Here is a 21,601-nt window from a genome sequence, read left to right as displayed (position 1 = left end):
GCCCTGTCCGAAGCTTTCACACCGGCCTTTGCTGGACATAAATTTGTTCTGCCCGAGCATCAAATATTTATTTGGATGGATTGACACATTCACGCCGCCCGCGAATGCCGCCTCACACTCTCCGCGCTGCAGGCTTTGGCAGGCCAAGTGGATAGCCGTTAAAGAAGAAGAACACATGGTGTCTAATGCAATACTCGGTCCGTGAAAATCAAAATAATAAGATACCCGGTTCGCGATGGATGATGGATTTCCCGTTAAAGCCAGAGACCTTCCCCGCACCTGCTCTTGTGCCCCGTACAGCTGATATTCTTCGTACATGACACCGACGTAAACACCGACGCTTCCGCCAAGCTCAGCATCACGCTTACGGCCGAGGTGCTCTCTTGTATAGCCTGCGTCTTCCATCGTTTCATACACGCACTGCAAAAATAAACGCTCTTGCGGGTCCATTAATTTTGCCTCGCGCGGCGATATATGGAAAAACTGCGGATCAAACTTGTCTACATCCTTCAAGAAGCCTCCCCACTTGCTGTAGGTTTTTCCAGGCTTGTCTTTATCTTCGTCATAATAAAGACTGTGATCCCAGCGATCTGCAGGAATTTCAGTAATACAGTCTCGACCGTCTCTCAGGTTTTCCCACAATTCATCAATGTTGTCTGCCTGCGGATAGCGACCTGAGATACCGATGATCGCGATTTCTTCCGTTTCCTTCTCTCTTAACTGCTTCTGCTCTTTATCTTGCAAAGGAAGAAATCCAGACTTTCTTGGGGTAACTGGGATTTCTTGTTTTTCAGGCTCTGATTTTCTTTCAACAGAAGGTTTTCCTGTTTCAATTCCCAAGATGTCCAGCAGTTTTTCTCTGCGGGAATCAATAAAATACCGTGTTAATGAGCGAATATCCTGATATTCAAAGAACAACGTCTTGGACAAAGAACCGAATACTTTTTCTAATTGACCCGTTACATGCATGATCATGATAGAATCGATCCCGTAATCCTCGAGAGGAGCTTCAGCATCAATCTGGCCGGCTGGCAGCTTAATCACCGAAGAAAGCACCTGTTTAAAATAGTTCTCCGCTTTTTCTCTTAGTATCTCTTCATCAATTTCCCCAATCATGTCTGCTTTTTCTGCGTCCTGATTGAGACAGCTATTTTTGATATTGTGAGATGGGCCTTTGCCATGTCCCGTTTCATGTAAAAATGCACGAATCCGATCAGTAACACCGGAAGCAACTAACACTTGCGGCTTTCCTGACGTCCAGCCATGATATAGCGCCTGAATCCCACGATCTGTTTCCATGGCCACCATGCCTGTTTCTCTTTTCAGCATCCTTGCAGTTTCCGCATCAATTTGCATGCCCCCCTCTTTCCACAGCGGCCAGCACACTGAAAGAGTTTTTCCGTAACGCTTGTGCAGCTCTGCTTGGCCATTTCGATATTCGCTGAATGCATTCATAAATGCATTGGCCATTGCGTAATCAGCCTGTCCCGCGCTTCCTACTGCTCCGGCACCTGAGGAAAAAAGGATAAAGAAATCGAGCGGAATATCTTTCGTTGCTTCGTCAAGGTGAATCAGTCCTGCTACCTTTGGAGCAAGAACGGTTTGAACCTCTTCTTTCTTTTTCTTCATAATGAAATTATCTTTTATTAAACCGGCGCTGTGAATGATGCCATCTAAGTCTCCGTAAACGTTTTGGGTTTCTTTTAATAAGGCATCAACCGCTTGTTTGTCAGCCAAATCAGCTTGTCTGTAAATCGCTTGGATGCCAAGTTTCTGTAAGGCTTGAAGCTTCTTCTTCTTCCTTTCATCAAGCGGAGAGCGTCCTGTCAGAATCACAACCGCGTCATTCGTTTGGTTTGCAATTTCAGTTGCAAAGATGAATCCAAGACCGCCTGCACCGCCTGTGATCAGATACACGCCTTTATCCTTCCATGGCATGTCAGCACTTAGGTGCTCACCAGACACTTCTTTCCACTTGCTTACAAATCGCTTCCCTTGCCAGTGGCGGATATGCGTGTCACGCGGATAGCGTCTGTTTTCCTCCAATATTTCAAATTGGTCACCAGCTGACATCCCGGTTTCTATTTCGATCAACTGTCCTGTCAGTTTTGGATTTTCCAGTTCAGCCGTTTTGAGCAATCCAGTTAAGCCGCTTAATAGCTGAGGCTCGTCCAACGCAGGCACCGCCACTTGAATGAATGTATGTCCCCCTGTTTTTGAGTGCATTAGCTGTTTGATTTCTTCAAATAACTGTATGGCATAACCTTCAAACCGTTCATCAATTGTCTCTGTATCATGCTGCAGAACTGTACAGTCAAGATGATTTTGGAGGCTTTCCATTTGTTCTCCAACATCACAGACAACGACTTTATGCGTGTCGTACTCTATGAGCTCTTGCCTCTCTGCAGCACGTTCTTCCCAAATATGTTCGAACAATAGCGTGTCAGTCGCTTCAGAAGGACCTTCTTGATCTGTTTCTAACACTCTTGCAGAATAGCCCGTCAATCGCACGCAAACCTGCCCCTCTTCATTGCATAAATCGATATCAAGCTTCTGCATACGATCCCCAGCTGTACTGCCCTCGCTATATGTGATCCGCGCCCACATAGATGCCTCGCAGCCTTTGAAGATTTGGACATCCTGTATGGCAAAAGGCAGCATTGCCTTTCTGTCTTCTAAACTCGTAGCTCCTCCCAGCCTCAAACCGATAGATGCCTGAAATGCCGAATCTATCATGCTCGGATGCAGAATATAATGGTCTTCTGTATCAGAGATTACAGGAGGCATCGTCAATTTCACTAGAACTCCGTTTTCGCCGGCATATAGGCTGTCGATCGCTCTGTGGCTGTCACCATAATGAATACCCATTTCTGTATAAGCCTCGTAGCAATCAAAAGGTGACAGCGTCCGACCATTATAGCTTGCCTTCAGTTCTTCAATGTTGATAACCGGATTTTCACCAGCCTCACAAAGCACTGCACTCCCTTGCCCATATATAATCGGCGACTCCTCTGCGCTTTCAGGGTCCCGGCAGATTTCAAATGTAATCTCACCATTCTCCTCAGGATATAGACGTACATCTATATCTTTCTGCTGTTCCGTGACGGCGAACGGCCGGACCCAGACGATATTCCGGAGTCGGAATCCTGTCGGGAACTGATCCGCAGCTGCCCTTTCCACAGCTGCCCGAACCATCTCCAATAAAGCTGCGCCAGGTAAAACGTGTTCGCCCTTTATGACATGATCCTTCAAGAAAAATTCACGTCCTGTAAACACTGAACGGAAGCGGACACCTGATATGTCGGACACATTTTGATGCAGAAGAGGATGCAGGATGTGCCGCTCCTGTTTTAAACGATCAGTCTTTTTCTCCGCTTTCGGCACCCAATAACGCACCCTCTCAAATGGGTAAGTCGGCAGGCTGATCCGCTTTGGTTTGTTTCCCTCGTAAAGCAGCTTCCAGTCAACACCAGATCCGTTCGCCCACTGCTCCGCAATTTGATCGAGTTTTCTTTGCTCCAGCAATTTATGTACCGATTCGGCGGGACGCGATGGTTCGCTTCCTCTTGACACGCGGCCCTTCCAGCAATGCTGAATGGCTTTTCGTCCTTCTATAAAAGCCTTCAATTGGTCACTCAATTCTTGAATTCCGGATGCTAAGAAAGAAACCCGTTCTTCCATCGGTTCACGGCCTACCTGCAATGTATACGCCAAATCTCTAATCTGAATCCCATTATGAAGAAAATCCAAGAGACGTTTTGCATATACACGGAGACGTTCTTGATTACGGGCAGAAAGCGGAATAACTGCGGATATGTCAGAATCTGAGGACAAAGAAACGTCCTGCTCCGCTGCTTGAGGAATATATTCCTCAAGGATAATATGTGCGTTTGAACCAGTTGCTCCGAAGGAACTGATACCCGCCCGCCGCGGATAAGGGACCTCTTCCCCATTCTCCTTGATAACAGGCTGCTTCCACGTTTCTGTTTCATGCTGTACATAAAATGGAGACTTTTCAAAATCAACGTACGGATTCAGTTCTTCCGAATGCAAAGAAGGCACAAGTTTTTGATGGTGAAGCTGAAGGGCAACCTTGCTTAAACCGCTGATCCCCGCGGCGGATTCGGCGTGCCCAATGTTCGACTTTACAGAACCGATTGAACAGAACTGCCGATCCTGCGTATATTGGCGGAACGCTTTCACTAATCCCTGTATTTCGATCGGATCTCCTAAGGACGTGCCGGTACCATGGGCTTCCACATAACTGATCGTTCGCGGGTCGATTCCCGTTTTCTCCAAGCATGTCTCAATCAGATCAGCTTGAGAAACAGGGCTCGGCACTGAAATGCCGCTTACAGTGCCCACATGATTCACAGCACTTCCTTTAATAACTGCATAAATGCGATCTCCGTCTTCCTCCGCCTGGCGCAAAGGCTTTAATAAAACCGCGCCTATACCCTCGGCAGGCACATAACCGTCTCCATCCTTTCCAAACGTACGGCAGTGTCCGTCAGTGGAAAACATATCCCAGACCCCGTATGTCATATATTTATTCGGGTGCAAAGACAGGTTCACGCCGCCTGCTAACGCAACATCGCACTCACCGTGACGTATGCTTTCCAACGCCAAGTGCACTGCAGTCAAAGAGGATGAACATACCGTATCGACAGCCATACTCGGACCGTGGAAATTACAAAAGTAAGAAACACGGTTGGCGATTTGCGCATAGTTGAGCGAGAGAGGAAACACATTTTCTGCTGATGCTTCTTCAGCTCCGACTAATGTATAATCCTTGTGCATGACGCCGGCAAAAACTCCTACATGCTGCCTTTTATTTCGTCCTTTAGGCTTGGCCAACGTCTTTGGCGTATAGCCCGCATCCTCAATCGTTTCCCAGCATGTTTCTAAAAACAGCCGCTCTTGAGGGTCCATTGTCTCCGCTTCTCTTGGCGTGATTCTGAAAAATTGGGGATCGAAGCAGTCGGGATCATCAATAAATCCTCCCCATTTGGAAATGTCCTTACCCGAAGGAGATGTGATTCCTTCAAGTCGCTGCCAATCCCAGCGCGACTCAGGAATCTCGCTAACGCAGTCCCTCCCCTCTTTCAGATTGTTCCAAAATTCATGAATATTGGCTGCCTTCGGATACCTGCCCGCCAAGCCGATAATCGCAATATCGCCTGCTGCCTCAATAGGTGCAGGACGAGAAGCTTCAACAGTCTTACGATCGTTTATTGTGTCGGAAACGCGTTCTCTTTCATTCTGGCCAAGGCCAAGGGAACCAGCGGCACTAAAATGCTCAGCATATTCCTCGGCAAGAAACGCTGACAGCTCCGCTATGGTGGTATGCTCAAACAGAAGAGTCGGCGAAAGGCTCTCACCGATCTTATCACTGATCGTTTCTACCACCTCAAGCAAGCCCGATGAATTCAGTCCCATTTGGTAATAACCGACCTGTTTTTCAACTTGTTCTACCGGCTTATTGATTTTCTCTGCGATTAATTGGCTTACGAACTGTTCAGCCCCGCTGTAGGAATTAACGGGAGAAGATACCATGTCAGCAGGTTTCTCACGCTCAGCAGTGTCCGCTCTTGTCATCTGTGTCTCCTGTGCACCTTGATGTTTTCCGCTAATCAGCTCCGCTTCTCGCACCAATTTGCTTGTAAAGTTTTTCAACTCAGCCACTTTTTCTCCCAACGCATTAAAAAATTCAAGTGTTACATAAATCAGCTCTTTTTCCCGCCGGACGGAGGAGCGCTTAATTCTCGTCATGCAATCCGACTGCAAAAGTGCAGAAGCGGAAAAGGATTCATAGAACAGAGGCAAATACAGCCTCTGTTCTCCTTTAAGCAAAGATGTGAGCAAATGATTGGCACCCACCCCGCTCCCGTCTATGAGAGTCGGGTGAAACATAAAGCCTTCTGCGTGAAGCATGGCTTCCGAACCGAGAGAAAGCTCAAGAAGGACGCCGTCTTCCTCTTCATAGATGCAGCCTTTTGCTTTCATATATTCGCTGTGCACCAATTCCTGACGTCTGCATTGTTCATATACATCATCAAGCTGAACAACGTTCTGTGCAGATGCTTTGATTTGACTGAGATCCAGTGTTTCTTCAAATATGGCTGGGGAGTCTGCGTACATATCAGCCTTCATATAGAGCTTTTCTTCTGAAGCTTCTTTCTCATCACGTTTTTCAATTCCCTTGGCTGTGATTTGCCACTGTCCTTCTTTTTTCTCCGCACATTGGATATTCAGAACAATTACTGCATCCTGTTCCGCCGTCAATGGCTGATAGATGGATAAATTCCGCAGCTGAAGCTCTGAGCAGGAGAAGCCGTGTTCTCTGAATATCTGGTAGATTATATCGATATAAGCCAATCCCGGCAGGACATTTTGTCCGTAAACCACATGGTGATAAATAAACGGATTTTTTAACGATAATGTGAGTTGTTTCGTTATCTTTTTCACGTTAGACCTCCACCTCATAAGTATCCCATATGTTTGCCGCAGTCATTTTCGAAGTCTCCGCTTCCAGCTTAGGCTCGCTTGGCGAAAGCATTCGTTTCTTTAATTGAGGAGGCGATATTGGACTGCGCTTGATGGCGTGTTTTTCATCTTTTTCCCACGCCTCTACGATGACATGGGCATTCGTCCCCCCATCGGCAAAGCAGTTAATAGCCGCAGTAGGCTGCGAATCTGTCCATTTTTCCAGGGCTCGGCTGAACGTGATGTTCGCTTTCTGTTGATCGAAATGCGCCATCTCTTTTTCACCTGATAAAAATGGGACAAAGCGGCGCTCTTTCAGCATCAGCACAACCTTAATGAAGCTGGCGATCCCTTCAGCACATAGCGGATGCCCGATGTTCGGCTTGATTGAGCCAAGAGAAAGAGGCGATGAGTGCCCAGAACGGTACACTGATTGGATCGCTTTTAGCTCAAGGAGATCGGTTACGATTGAACCTGACCCGTTTGCCTCAAGGTAGCTGATGTCCTCTGGTTTTTTTCCGCTTTTGAAAAGCGCATCTTTCATGACTTCCTTTTGCGCCTCAAGATTAGGTGTTGCAGGCCCCGCCGTTCTTCCGTCGTTATTGACCGAGGCCGCTTTCACGACAGCATATATGGTATCTCCGTCTTCCAGCGCCTGTTTTACGGTTTTTAGCATGACCATTCCGACGCCTTCACCTAACACAACTCCATCAGCACGCTCATCAAACACATGGAAGGATGAATGCTTGCTTAAAATGCCGCGCCGGTCAAACAGCCTGTGAGAGGCATCTGAGCTCAGCAAGCTGACACCGCCGACTATGGCGGATTGAATATCTCCGCCACGCAGCGCCTGAATGGCCATATTCATGCCGACCAAAGCTGACGAGCATGCAGTGTCAACTACAACACTCGGGCCGCGGACATCAAAAAATTGTGAAAGATTAGCCGCTAAATAATTTTGGCCGACTGTCACGATCGGATTCTTGGCATGATCAAGGCTCTCTTCATCAGGTTTGTGCTGGCTTCTGCCTCCAATATAAACACCGACAGGCTTGCCCTTTATTTCCTCAGGCGTATAACCGGCGTGATACAAGAGTTTCAGACACTCTTCCAATACGAGCAGTGCTTGCGGATCCATCGCCCTAACGTCTTCTTCGTGAAGCAAAAAGAAATCAGGATCAAAATAGCTGACGCCATCAATCACGCCGGCATAATATGGCGTCTTACAGCCCCAACGCTCTGCCGGAATCGGGCCGATTGACGAACGCCCCTCGGATAGTAACGACCAATATGACTCCAATGTCTCTGCCCCAGGGAATCGGCAAGAGAGTCCGACAACGGCAATACCTTCTGCATGAGAGTCCGGTGACAAAATCGCTGGCGCCTGAATCTGAGGTGTAAGAGCTCGATCCTTCGCAGGAACAGATGCCTCCGCCTCTATTTTGTTCTCCAAAGGTGCTGATGCATCCGATATCCTGCCTCCGAATAAAGCGGACAGCCTTTCGGAATAAGAACCGATCAGCCAACCTGCGAACCTTTGAATTGTCGGGTATTCATATAGAATCGATGGATCGAGCGCTGCCTCTAATTTGCGGTTTATACGCTGGAGCACCTGTGCCAGAATGATCGAATCCACGCCATAATCCTGAAACAACCCGTCAATCTCGAAGTCTTCACGATCTATTCTCAGCTCTTCGGTAAAGAGATCAACAAGCCAGGACTGTGTTTCAGATAATAATCCATCACATTTGGAAACTTCATCGTCCTCTTCAATGTCTCTGGCTGGCGGGCTCTGTAAAGCAGCTTCCTGCAAACCGCCCTCATGCGGTTTCCTCCTCTTCATCAGCAGTTCCGGCTCCCAGTTTGTTTGATTCGCCATTGCAGGGAGAACAACCGGTCCGAACATTTCCGATACAATTTGATCTAGAAAACGTAAGCCTTCTGAATTCGTAATGCTCAACAAGCCGCTTTCCCGATACGCTTGATTTGTCACTTCACCCATACCGGTTTCTTTCCAGTTCGGCCACTGAACACTGATGATCGGCGCATGTTTCTGATGTGCTTCTGCAAAATAATCCATATAGCTATTGGCCATCGCATAGTCAGCTTGTCCCGCCGAAAGCTCCGGAATAATGGCTGAAACAGAAGAAAATAAGACAAAAAACTGTAAAGGCTCGTTACACACATGGCGATATAACGTTGTAAGACCTGACACCTTAGGTTCCAGCACCCGCTGAATATCATCTGAAGTTTTTCGGATAAATGCCAGCGTATCCATATCCGTCAGACCTGCACAATGAATGACACCGCCAATCGGTCCTAATGTTCGCTTGATATGTTGCAGCGTTTGCTCAACCTGAGCATCATCAGATAACGTCAGCGACAGCATCTCCACCTGTACACCCTTCGCTTCCAGCTCCCGCACTGCCTGGATTTTCTGGGCAACTGATGTGTTCGAGGTGTCAAAACGAGCCCACTCCTCTCGCGGAGGAAGCTGTTCTCGTCCGGTCAGCACCAGTTTTTTCACTCCATAGCAATCTGCAAAATGACGGGCGCATAATAGTCCGATGCCGCGTGTGCCGCCTGTAATGAGAAGCACATGATCTTTCGGGAAGACCGCGCTCTGTTCCGTGGCCTTACCTGTTTCCGGATGAGCTTTTAGAAAAGCTTGATACCGTAAACCATCTCTGTAGCAAACCTCCGCATCATAAGATTCGGAATAAAACTCATCAGCGATCAACTTCGCGAGACGGCGATGATCAGTAACCTCCTCAGCATCTATATGCCTTGATATAAGATGGCTGTACTCGCATTGGAGCATTCGATACAACCCAGCCCGTGAGGCGCCAACCATCCGGACAGATGTGTTTTGAAACGATTCGAGCCCCTTCGTCACACAAAGCAGCCTTAGCCCCTCTTTATGCCCGAATTCAACCAGTCTTTGCACCCATTCAATCCAATCCAGCCGGCCCTCATCATCCTTACCGCATCCGATGACATCCACTAGGCCGTCAAACTCTTTCCAATCAATGTCTGACTGATCATTTTCTATCCGGCTCACATCTAATAAGAGATGATTCGGAAAATACGAAGACACTTCTGCTGCTAAATCTGCTGTCTCTTGATTGCTCAGGATGGCAACAGTTCTTGTCCCCGGCACTGCTGAGCCAATTGGACTCAAACTCCATTGTTTCGTCAAAAAGCATGCGGCGCGATCTTCAATCGCATTAACCAGTTCTTTTTTGTCTCTTTCTGAATGTTCCTTTGCCGGCACCCAATAGTGATCCTTCGCAAACGGATATGAAGGGAGGCTGATCAGGCGCGGTTTGGTCTCTCCGTATAATGTGTTCCACTGGATTGAGACCCCTTTGACCCATAAATCAGCAAGTTTGGCGTATTTTCTTTTTCTGATCCAAGCATCAAGTGCCAACGCCATATCTTCATCTGCTGTAAAAATAGTCTGGGTCTCTTTATTTCGATGAGACTGTCCCCGGAAAAATTCGTCTGTTTCTTCCTTACCGTCAACAAACGCCTGCAGTTTCTCTTCAAGTTCCTGCATCGTCCCCGCAACACACGCCAGACGCTCATCCATTTCTTCGCGCCCGACCTGCAGGGTGTAAGCGATGCGGTGCAACTCCTGATCTGTATATTTTTTATTGCGAATCGCCTCAAGCAATTGCGAAGCACGATCTATCAGCCTGCTTTTATTTTTAGCCGACAGCACAATCACGTTTGGCTGTTCTGTAGCCGTGTGTTCTGAATTGGCTTTTGGCATATATTCTTCAACCACAATATGCGCGTTTACTCCGCCAATCCCAAACGAACTGATTCCGGCACGGCGCGGAAGCTCGTTTCCGTCACGATCTGTGACAGACTTCCATTCCTGTTTTTCCTGAACGATGTAAAACGGACTGTCAGTCAGCTGAAGATAAGGATTAAGCGTCTCGCAATGCAGGCTTTTCACTAATGTTTTATGCTTCATTTGCAAAAGCACTTTGATCAAACCGGAAATACCTGCTGCTAGCTCTAAATGACCGATATTGCTTTTAACTGAGCCGATGCCGCAACGGTGATCCGGAACATCCGGCTGGCTCTCGCCTCTCATATTGGACAGTTCCTTAAACGCGGCTTTCAGCCCATTTATTTCAATCGGATCGCCCAATTCCGTCCCTGTTCCATGTGCTTCGATATATGTGACAGTGCTTGGATCTATGCCTGCTTGGCGATATGCACGCACCAACAAATCAGCTTGTGCTTTCGGATTAGGCGATGTCAGGGTATTGGCTCTTCCGCCGTGATTTTCCGCTGTCCCCCGAATAACGCCGTAAATATGATTTCCGTCGCGCTCGGCATCTTCCAGCTTTTTCAACATAACCATTCCGACCCCTTCGCCTCTGACATAGCCATTCGCATCGGCGGAGAAGGTTTTACATCTGCCGTCTTTGCTGAGCATACCAGCCTTGCTGTAGCTAATATGCGCCTCCTCGGTTAAGATCGTATTCACGCCTCCAGCGATCGCCATCTCACAATCACCGTTTTGCATCGCAGTCACAGCACGGTGAATGGCTACAAGAGAACTGGAACAAGCCGTCTCTACTGGTTCGCTCGGACCATGAATATTTAAAAAATAACTCATTCTATTCGGGCCTACCGAAGGAATCATATGACCTGTAGCAGCATGGCCTTCAATTGGAAGATTCGCTCTATGGAATAGATCTTTATAACCGGTGTTTCCCGTACCGATAAAGATACCGGTCCCTGTACCCGAAAGGCGTTGCGGCGAGCAACCCGCATCTTCCAGTGCCTTCCACACGTATGTCATTAACAAGCGCTGCTGAGGGTCTACATAATCAGCTTCTCGCGGCGAAATACCAAAAAACAACGGATCAAACTCTGCGACACCATCAATAAACCCGCCCCATTTGATGTCGGTTTTATTGACGTCAGTGTCTGGGTTTCCATAATGCTCCCGCCAATCCCATCGATCTTTTGGAACTTCTGTGATGCTGTCTTTTCCTCCTTCTAAGTTTTTCCAAAATTCATCTATATCCATAGCGCCAGGGAATCGGCCGCTGATGCCGACAATTGCAACCGGCTCAAAATCGGCAGCCTGCTTTTTGTTTCTTTCTGCTTTTGCAATAACAGGCTGTGTAAAGCGGCGCTTTCTACGTGATGTGATTTTCGGCGCTTCATGGGATATTGTCTGTAACTCTTCCTGCCGCTCTGGTTTTTCACGCTCCTGAACCAGGGTGTCCTCATGTTCAGCGGTCAAATATTCAGCCAGGCTTTGGATGCTTCCATATTCAAAGAAAATGGTCGGCGTTAGCTCCAACTGAAATTCTTCGTTGATCTTGTTTGTAAAGACCGTAAATGTAACGGAATCAAATCCGTATTCACTCAGCTCTGTATTGACATCAATATCTTCACTATTTACTTTTAAAATTGCACTGACCATGTTGCTTAATGATGCCTCCAGGCTGCTTAAACTGTGCACTAAGTTTGTTCTTTCATCTATGCCTTTAGCAGTAGCATCTTGATTCCATTCGCCCTGATACGCAGCAACTACATATTCAGCTAGGCTTTGGACGCTGCCATATTCAAAGAAAATGGTCGGCGTTAGCTCCAACTGAAATTCTTCGTTGATCTTGTTTGTAAAGACAGTGAATGTAACTGAGTCGAATCCGTACTCACTCAGCTCTGTGTTGACATCGATATCGTCAGTGTTTACTTTCAAAATTGCGCCAACCATTTGGATTAAGGCTGCTTCCAATTTTCTAGTTTGTCCTTGATCCTGATCCGCCTTTCTCTGATCGTTCCGCTTGGCTTTCGATCCTGCGGAAAGCAGTTTTTGTTTCATTTTCTGAAGCTGTCCTTCCATCACAAAAACTTGCGGCTTATCAGATGCTATCCCTTGATAAAATGCTTTCAAGCCACTATCTGTCGGCATCGGGACCATTCCCGTCGTTTTCAGCATTCTCTTTTCATCTTCAGCGCCGACTTGCATACCGCCTTCTTCCCATAACGGCCAATTGAAGGAAATGGTGGAGCCGAATCTCTTTTTTGATGCCGCAAGAGAACGGCGGTATTCAGCAAATGCATCCATAAACGAATTGGCTGCCGCATAATCGGCTTGTCCAGCGTTTCCTAAACATCCCGAAACAGATGAGAAGAAAATGAAAAAGTCCAATGGGAAATCCTTGCTGCATTCGTCTACATGTAACAACCCGCTCACTTTTGGCTGCAACACTTCTTGAAACTCTTCATTCGTTTTATGAATGATGAAGTGATCTTTAATGCTGCCTGCACCGTGAATAATTCCATTGAGAGTGCCATATCTTTCTTTGATTTCCTCAAAAAGATGACGAACCGCATGCTGATCACTTACATCAGCCTCTCGATAGACAACCTCCGCTCCGATGCTTCGAAGAGCCTCCAGCTCGTTTTCCTTATCCTCACTTAAAACAGATCGTCCCGTCAGCACAATAGTAGACCGGCCAGTTCGATTGGCAATTTCCTTTGCAAACAGAAGGCCTAAGCTTCCTGCTCCGCCTGTGATTAGATAAACACCCTCGTCTCTCCACGGCATGTGAAGCGTATCAGCTGAAGGAAGCACCATTTCCCTCCAGCCTTTCACAAAACGGTGTCCAGCCTCATATCGAATCTGTTTGTCAAATGGTCTCCGGCTGTCGTCTTTCAGCTTGAGGTGAAGGTCTATCATCTTTTCAGGTTTCTCAATTTCGATGACCTGAGCAGTCAGTTTGCTGAACTCTATTTCTGCTGTTTTAAGCAGACCGGAAACGCCGGCAAACAATTGCTTCTCTTTTTCCAGCGGAACAATCGCTTGAATGATGATACGGCCTGCAGAAAGCTCACGGACCTTGCTTTGCAGGAGTTCAAAAATGTTCTGCGTGTAACATTGATAACGTTCAGCAATATGTCCTACAGCTTCGTTCAGAGTAATCACACGGGCATCTTTCATGTGGGAGGCAATGCTGTCTGTAACACTTCGTTCAGTTTCGAAGAGAACAATGATATGCTCCGTGTACGAAGAATCTTCGTCCTCTCGTTCTTCATTCTGTTTTTCCCACACCGGTTCAAGCATTAAGCGTTCGTGCCGTGATGAAGGCTTTGAAGTATGAACCTCCCCTTCTAATACTCTCGTTGAGAATCCTTTGATCCTGACACATACGCTTCCACTCTCGTCAATGACATCAATATCCGCTTTCTGAACAACCCCTCCGGAGTGATCGCTGTCACTTAAGCGAGCATAAGCCCACATAGAAGAAGAACACCCTTTGATCACTTCAAGCTCCTCAAGCGCAAATGGCAAAATCAGCTTTTGATCCGTCAATTCCTGCATGATGCATATTGTTGCTGTCTGCAAGGCGGAGTCCATGATACTTGGGTGCAGCACAAACTGTTCATTCGTTCCAGAAACGATTTCTGGAAGCTGCAGCTGCGCCAAAACCTCTCTGTTTCCTATATTCACATTCTTAATTCCTTGAAAGGCCGGACCATGGAACATTCCTCTGCTTCTGCCTTCTTCGTAAAATTGATCAGGCGACATCTTTCCTTTGCCGCAGCGGCGTGACATTTCAGTGAGATCTGCGATTGACGTTTCGGCGGCAGATGCCAGCTCCGCACTGCCTTGACTATGAATAACAGGGTCGTCCCCGTCTTCCTGTGTACTGTAAATGTCAAAGGTGATTTTTCCATCTTCTTCAGGAAAGAGACTGATATCCACTTGAGCTGAATGTCTGTCAACCACAACAGGCTGAACCCAGACTGTATGATTCAATCTGATTCTGACATCTTGGCCAATTTCACTTCCTGCCGCCTGGTTTATAGCCGCGTACGCCATTTCAAGGTACGCAACACCAGGAAGCACAGGCTTTCCTCTTACCACATGGTCTCTCAGGAAAAATTCGTCACCAGTGAAAACCGAACTGAATTTCTGTTCAGAAAAATCAGATGTATTCTGATGAAGCAATGGATGAATAGAGCCGATCCCTGTCTGATTTCCGGATATCTGCGCCACCGGTTTGCGGTCATCCTGCGACGGCCAGTATCGTTCCTTTGCAAATGGATAAGTCGGCAGACTCATTCTGTTTGGGCGCTCACCCTTGTAAAGCTGCATCCAATCTATATGCGCTCCCTTGCTCCACATTTCTGCAAGCTTGTTTACTTTTCCTTTGGCCATCCACTTACGTATGAGTTCAGCGCTGTCCTCATCCTCCGTCAGCCATGAAACCTCTCTGGCATTGTGCTTACTTCCTTGAAAACAGCCTTCAATCGCTGTATTTCCATTGATAAAATCTGTGAGCCTCTGTTTTAACTCATTTACATGATCGGCAATAAAGACAACGCGATGCTCCATCGCTTCGCGCCCCACCTGAAGGGTATACGCAAAATCAGGCAGCTGGCTGTTCTCAAGCCCTCTTCTTTCCAAATAGGCCAGAATGTCTTCTGCATACTCTTGCAGCCTCTCTTTATTTTTCGCCGAGATCGGGACGATGCAGGTTCCGTCTATCTTTCCCTTATCTGAATCCCTTTTGAATTGTTCAAAAATGGCATGGGTATTTGTCCCGCCAAGCCCGAACGAGCTAAGTGCAGCCCTGTGCGTTTTGATCTCACGGCTTAACGTTTTCTTTTGATCGACGACGTAAAAAGGAGAGCTGGCTAAGTCTGTATTTGGATTCGGCTCCTTATAATTGATACTCGGTGCAAGCTCTTGATGATAAAGACTCATCACGACCTTAATGCAGCCCGCAAGACCGGCGGCTGTATCTAAATGTCCGATATTGGTTTTCACCGACCCAATGCCGCAAAATTGCGTTTTATTTGTATATTGCCTGTAAACGTTTGTTAAAGCCGCCAGCTCGATCGGGTCCCCCAGCTTCGTTCCGGTTCCGTGTGCTTCTACATAGCAGATGGATTCAGGCTGTATCTTCGTTTGATTCATGACCTGTTGGACCACGTCAGCCTGGCCTTTAACGCTTGGAGCATAAAAGCCGACTTTGTCAGCGCCGTCGTTATTTACACCAATGCCTCTCAGCAAGGCATAGATATGATCCCCGTCCTTTACTGCATCAGCTGCTTTTTTCAGCAATACAACAGCAACGCCCTCACCGCCTATCATTCCGTCAGCTGAAGCGTCAAAAGCTTTAATATGTCCATCACTCGAAAAGTTCAGCCCCGGCTGATGCACATATCCGATATTTGACTCGGTATGCAGCGTTGCACCGCCAACTAAAGCATAATCAGATTCACCCGACAGGAGGCTTTTATAGGCAGAATGCAATCCAATCAGAGATGATGAGCAGTTGGCATGGACGAAATAGCTTGGTCCTCTCAGCCCGAGCTTATGAGAAATCATTGTCGGAATCGTCCCGCTCTGTGCAAGCACCCACGAAACATAACCGTCCGGCGTCTCCAGGCTCTCTGTTGTATCTGACGGCAGCAGCGCGCGATAAGAATTATTGCTTGCCGACATAAAAACACTGGTTTTCGGAATCTGTCTCGCAGCATAACCGGCATCTTCTATTGCTTTCCATGAATGAGTCAGCAGCATCCGAAGCTGAGGGTCCATAAATTCAGCATCTTTAGGAGAGATTTGAAAGAAGCTTGGATCAAATCTGTCTTTCCCCTCAATTGAAGCTTTAGCCGGGACATAATCGGCATTCTCCGCTATCTCCTTTGAAATGCCAAAGCGCTGAAGCTCTTCTTTATTGAAAAACGCAATGCTTTCCTTGCCGTCTCTGAGGTTCTCCCAAAATTCATCATGATTTTTTGCCCCTGGAAATTCACACGATATGCCAATAATCGCCACACTATCATCATAATAGTCCGGGAGATCACTCATCTCGGTAGACTGATCTTCTATATGAGCTGGCGGTTCTATCGGCACATGGTCACTTGCATCGCCCATTCGCTGTTCAGTGATGTACTGGCTGATATTTTTAATCGTTGAATACTCAAACAGGTCTGTGACAGAAAACTCACAGGATAGTTCATGTTTGATGCGATCAGCCACAGTGACCGCGAGAAGCGAATCCCCGCCCACATCGAAAAATCCGTCATCCCATTCAATGTCACTCGTTTTCAGCACTTCCTGCCAAATGGTAAAAACAGTATCCTGAATGTTCTTAGGAGAGGTCTGCCTTTGCTTTAGCTGCTCCCCTGATAAATCGATATTCTTAAGGCTGTTTCTATCTATCTTTCCGTTCGGAGTTAACGGCATATGATCAAGCTGAATAAAATAAGAAGGCACCATATAGGCAGGCAAAGCGTTTTTCACAAAATGACGCAGCTCTCTCGCTGTGAGAGAAGCATTTGCATGTTTAGCTGTATAATAGGCAGCTAGGTTATCCATATCTGCGACCACAACGCATTCCAGAATGCCGGGATGCTCACTAAGCCTGCTTTCAATATCACCAAGTTCAATACGGAATCCGCGGATTTTTACTTGATTATCGATGCGGCCTATATATTCAATTCGCCCTCCCGGAAGCCAGCGGGCCATGTCTCCCGTTCTATAAAGCTTAGACCCAGGCTCAAAAGGGTTGTCAATGAATCTCGAATCCGTTAATTCTTCCTTTTTGTAGTAGCCCTTCGCCACACCGTCTCCTGCAATGCACAGCTCACCCGGGACTCCTGCCGGCACTGGCGCGAGCTGAGAATCCGTAATAAAGATTTGTGTATTGGCGATTGGCCTTCCTATCGTGGCATGAGAGCATTCATCGTTAATGCGCTGAACCGCTGACCAGATAGTTGTTTCGGTTGGCCCGAACATATTCCAGGCTTCGCTGCCCGTATGCAGAAAATATTGTTTTAATGTCTCAGGCAATGCTTCGCCTCCGCATAAAATTTTCACGCTCTCTTCATTTTCCCAGCCTGAATAAAAGAGCATCTTCCACGTAGCAGGGGTTGCCTGCATCACTGTCGGTTTGATCGTGCGGATGTCCCGTTTCAGTTTTTCAACGTCTTTTGTATGCTCCGTTTGACAAATATAGCAGTGTGCGCCCTTTATTAAAGGCAAAAATAATTCCAGAGCTGCGATATCAAAACAGTAGGTTGTGACAGCAAGCATTTTATCCTCTGCCGTAAGACCTGGTGTTTCCCCCATCGAAACGAGAAAGTTTGTCAAAGCTTTATGCGGTATCATGACACCTTTTGGCTTTCCTGTGCTGCCGGATGTATAAATGACATACGCCAAGTTTTCCGGCGTGACAGTGCGTGTAAGCACTTTTCGATCAGAGGCTGTTTGAGCAATATCATCCCAATCTTGATCTAAAAGAGCTGTTGTGACACCGTTCCAACTCAACGTATTTACTAATTCCGATGTCGTCAGTGTAATGAAAACTTCACTGTCCTCAAGCATGTATTCCAATCGTTCAGCCGGATAGGACGGGTCTAGCGGCACATACGCTCCCCCAGCCTTGAGGATCGCTAATAAACCCACTAGCATGTCCAGCGATCGATCCACATAGATCCCCGCCAGACGGTCAGGACCCACTCCATGCGCCTGCAAATAAATGGCCAGTTGTGTGCTTTTTTCATCCAGCTCCCGATACGTCAATGTTTGACCTTCATAGCTGACAGCCGCTCTATCAGGCGTCTTTTTCGCCTGCTGCTCAAACAACTCATGAAAAGTTATATATGGATACGTTTTTCCTGTGGCGTTCCATGTTTTGAGAATCATCTGCTTCTCTGCCTCAGGTAATAAAGAATACTCTTTTAAAGGCTGAGAAGGATTCAACATCGCCTGCTCTGTTACATAAACAAAATGGTCGAACATGGCGGATATAGAAGCCGCATCAAACAGCCCAGTATTGTACTTGATGTTCAGCTCCATTTTTTCTTCTGTTTCCCACAGTTCAAATACTAATTCGTATTCGCCCTCTTGGTGAATACACTCAACGAAATCGACAGAAAAGAAGTCAGCATAGCGGTTCAGCAAGCTTTGATAGCTTCCGGATTGAAGAAAATTCTGATAGAAAAAAGCGGTTTGAAATACCGGTGAACCTGCTTGACTGCGAGGAATATTCAGATCCCTCACCATTTTTGGAAAAGGATATGATGCATGATCAAGCCCATCCAATATCGTTAATTGCAATTTTGAAATAAAGCTAGAAAAAGTGTCTGCCGGGTTCAGCTCACTCCGAATCGGGAGCATATTGAGAAAATGTCCAATGGCATCATCAAATCTTTCTTCCGGCCTCACCATGGCCGGCATGCCGACGATCTGTTCCTTTTGGCCGGTGTAACGGCCAAGCAGCATCATATAGCAGCTTAAGAATACCGTCGTGACATTTACAGAATGCTCTTTCGCAAACGTTCTGACCTGATTCATGAAGCCGCTGGACAGCCGCCTGGTGTATGTATCCTCTCTAAACTCAGAATCGACTGAACTTGCGCTGACCTTAGGCAGCTGAAGATTCGGCAAAGTTCCCGATAGCTGTTTCTGCCAATATGTGCGATGCTTCATGCCATCTTTACCCGCAAGCATGTTTTTCTCCCATCCCGCAAAATCATGATAAATGGCAGGAGAAACAGCTATTTCCGGCTGCTGTCCTTTTAAAAGAAGCTGATAGGTATCAAACAGACTGCGTATAAATGTGACTGACGAAACTCCGTCAAAAATCAAATGGTGAATGACAACTAATAAAAAATGCTCTTGTTCAGATCTGGAAAAGCTCATGACACGCACTAACGGGCTGTTTTCCTTTACATACGGTTCCTTTACTTTCTTTCTAAGAAAAGCAGGAATATCAGACTCTTTCATACTTGAGATGTTTTCTGTCTTGATTTCAATTGAAAGCGCTGACTCATTTTTAAGAAATGGCACTCCGTCTTTCTCTTGGATGACGTGCTTTAAGATTGGGTGCTGATTCAATACAAGGCCGAAAGCCTGCTGTAATGTTTCAAGGTGGAGCCCTGAAGAAAATTTAAAACAGAGAGGTACGTGATATGCACTTTTTTCAGGTGACATTTTTTGCAATGTCCATAATCCTTTTTGAACCTCAGAAAGAGGCTGAAAAGTTGCCTGACTCCTTTCCGGTCCGGTTTTATATGTGTCCGTGCCCTTTTTGTCAGCAGACGAGCTGCTGAGGTCTTCATGTTCTGATAGATAGCTGGCTAAGCGTTCAATTGTAGGATATTGCTGTATCTCTCTGGCTGTTAGTTTGATATGGTAGTTTTTCTCGATCGATCGAATGAGCTTCATCATCTTGATAGAATTCACACCAAGACTTTGGATATTTGCATTTGGCTCCACCCAATCGCGGGAAACGTGCAGCTCCTCAGTCAAACAGGTGAGCAGATGCTTCTGTATTTCTTCCCTTACTCTTTTCACCTGGTCTGCTTGCTGTATGTCCTCATCCTGGACCGCATCGTTCATCCGATTGGGTTTATGTAGCAAGTGGTCGAACTCTCCATTTTCAAATGAAGTTTTTAGCTGGGTGCGCTGGATCTTTCCGATAGCCGTTTTTGGAATCTCTTCTTTTTGTACAGGCAGCAAATATTCCGGGGTGACTCCGATCACCTGTGAGACATGGGATTGTATGTTTCTAAGAAGCTGAGACATCTGCTCATCATTTAATTTTGCAGAAGTAACAAAGAAGATAGCCAGCTGATCTGTTGAATTCTGGCCCAGACGGACAGCGCAAGCAGCAGTATAAGAAGTTTCAATTTCAGATAATTCTTCAACTGCAGACTCAATTGCATGACTGTAATAATTAATGCCGTTAATGATAATTGCATCTTTCGTACGGCCTGTTATGGTTAAGCGCCCGTTTCGCAAAAAGCCAAGATCTCCGGTTTCAAACCAGCCGTCTTCTGTAAACACACTCTCATTCAAATCAGGCCGCTGGTAATAACCGCTAGTAACAGAAAGACCCGAGACTTGAAAACGGCCGATCTCGCCCTCTTCAACCAATTCATTATGGTCATTCACAATTCTCATAGAGAAGCCGGGGATTGGAGAGCCTATTTCAACAAAATGATCATCATCACTTGTTCCAGCCCGGGTAAATTCATGAGAAAAAATAACGCCCGATGAAGTTTCGGACATTCCCCATGCAGGTCGGATGGCGTCAGCAGGCAGTCCATGTGGTTCTAAAAGCTCAAGTATTCTGCGCCCTACCTTGGCTACCATTGCTTCACCGCCATTGAGCATGTATCGCATTGAAGACAGATCCCATTTCCTATCTTTTATTTCTTCTGCAAAATCAGTGACCAGACCAAACGCAAAATTCGGCGCCCACGTAACAGAAGCTCGGTAATGATCAATCCAATCCAGCCATTTCAACGGCTCCATTAAGATTGTTTCGCTTGAGACGTTAATTTCCTGACAGCCAAGATAAACATCCCGCAAATGCAGCATTCCGATCCCTCCGACATGGTCAAACGGCATCCAGTTAAACGTAATATCCTCTCTGGTGAAGCCTTGCATTTGAATAATCCCTTTCACCATGCTCATAATGTTACGATGATTAAGCATAACTGCTTTGGGCGTTCCCGTACTGCCTGAAGTCAGCAATAAAAGCGCTAAGTCTTCGGGACTGGATTGATGCCAATCTGTGTCCGCTTCAGCGCTGAGCAGATCCTCTACAGCAATTGCCCTGAACCCTTCAAGCCCTTGTTCTTTTGCCCAATCGAGCATTTCCTGGTGCATCCCCCGGTCCGTAATCACCGCTGGCTTGTCAAGAAGCGTCCATGCGTCTTTCAGCTTTTGGGTGCCGCTGCTCGATTCAGCATACGTTGGCGGAACGGCTAATGGAGCCGGAACAACCCCTGTTAACACACACCCCCAGAACGCAGGGAGAAGCTGTGAATTGTCACCAAGCTGCAAAATCACGTTTTGTTTTGCTTTCAGGCCTGATTGGCGAAGCCCCTTCGCAATGCGCAGTCCATCATCCCATAATCGTCTGTATGATTGGTAAACTTCAGTCCCATCCGGCTGCAAATAAATGATTCCCTTTGTATCCCCAAGCTCCGCCGCCGTTCTGTATAAAACTTCAGGTATTGTTGCCGGCTGCTTTTCAGATATATGTAAAGGCTCCCCATGACTGACAGAAGGATTAGCTAATATGCGGATATTATCATTATTTCTCAT

General features: G+C 46.7%; 2 protein-coding genes (1 of these 2 only partly in view). Both read right to left on the bottom strand.

The window, feature by feature from the left end; translation table 11 throughout:
• Positions 1-6,486, bottom strand: the 5' end (the start) of a protein-coding gene (gene pksL / locus AC0OMU_RS05810) for a polyketide synthase PksL (RefSeq protein WP_474240960.1). The gene continues 7,149 nt to the left of window position 1, outside the view; the window shows 6,486 of its 13,635 coding nt (coding positions 1-6,486); it begins with the start codon at positions 6,484-6,486; its stop codon lies off the left edge, out of view.
• Positions 6,470-21,601, bottom strand: coding sequence for a polyketide synthase PksJ (gene pksJ, locus AC0OMU_RS05805; protein ID WP_474240959.1), 15,132 nt, complete (start codon positions 21,599-21,601; stop codon positions 6,470-6,472). The genes pksL and pksJ overlap by 17 nt, the downstream gene beginning before the upstream one ends.

This window comes from Bacillus sp. FAU18 (assembly GCF_056033885.1).
The sequence above is the reverse complement of the archived record's forward strand: the minus strand, read 5'-3'. Positions and strand labels throughout refer to the sequence as shown.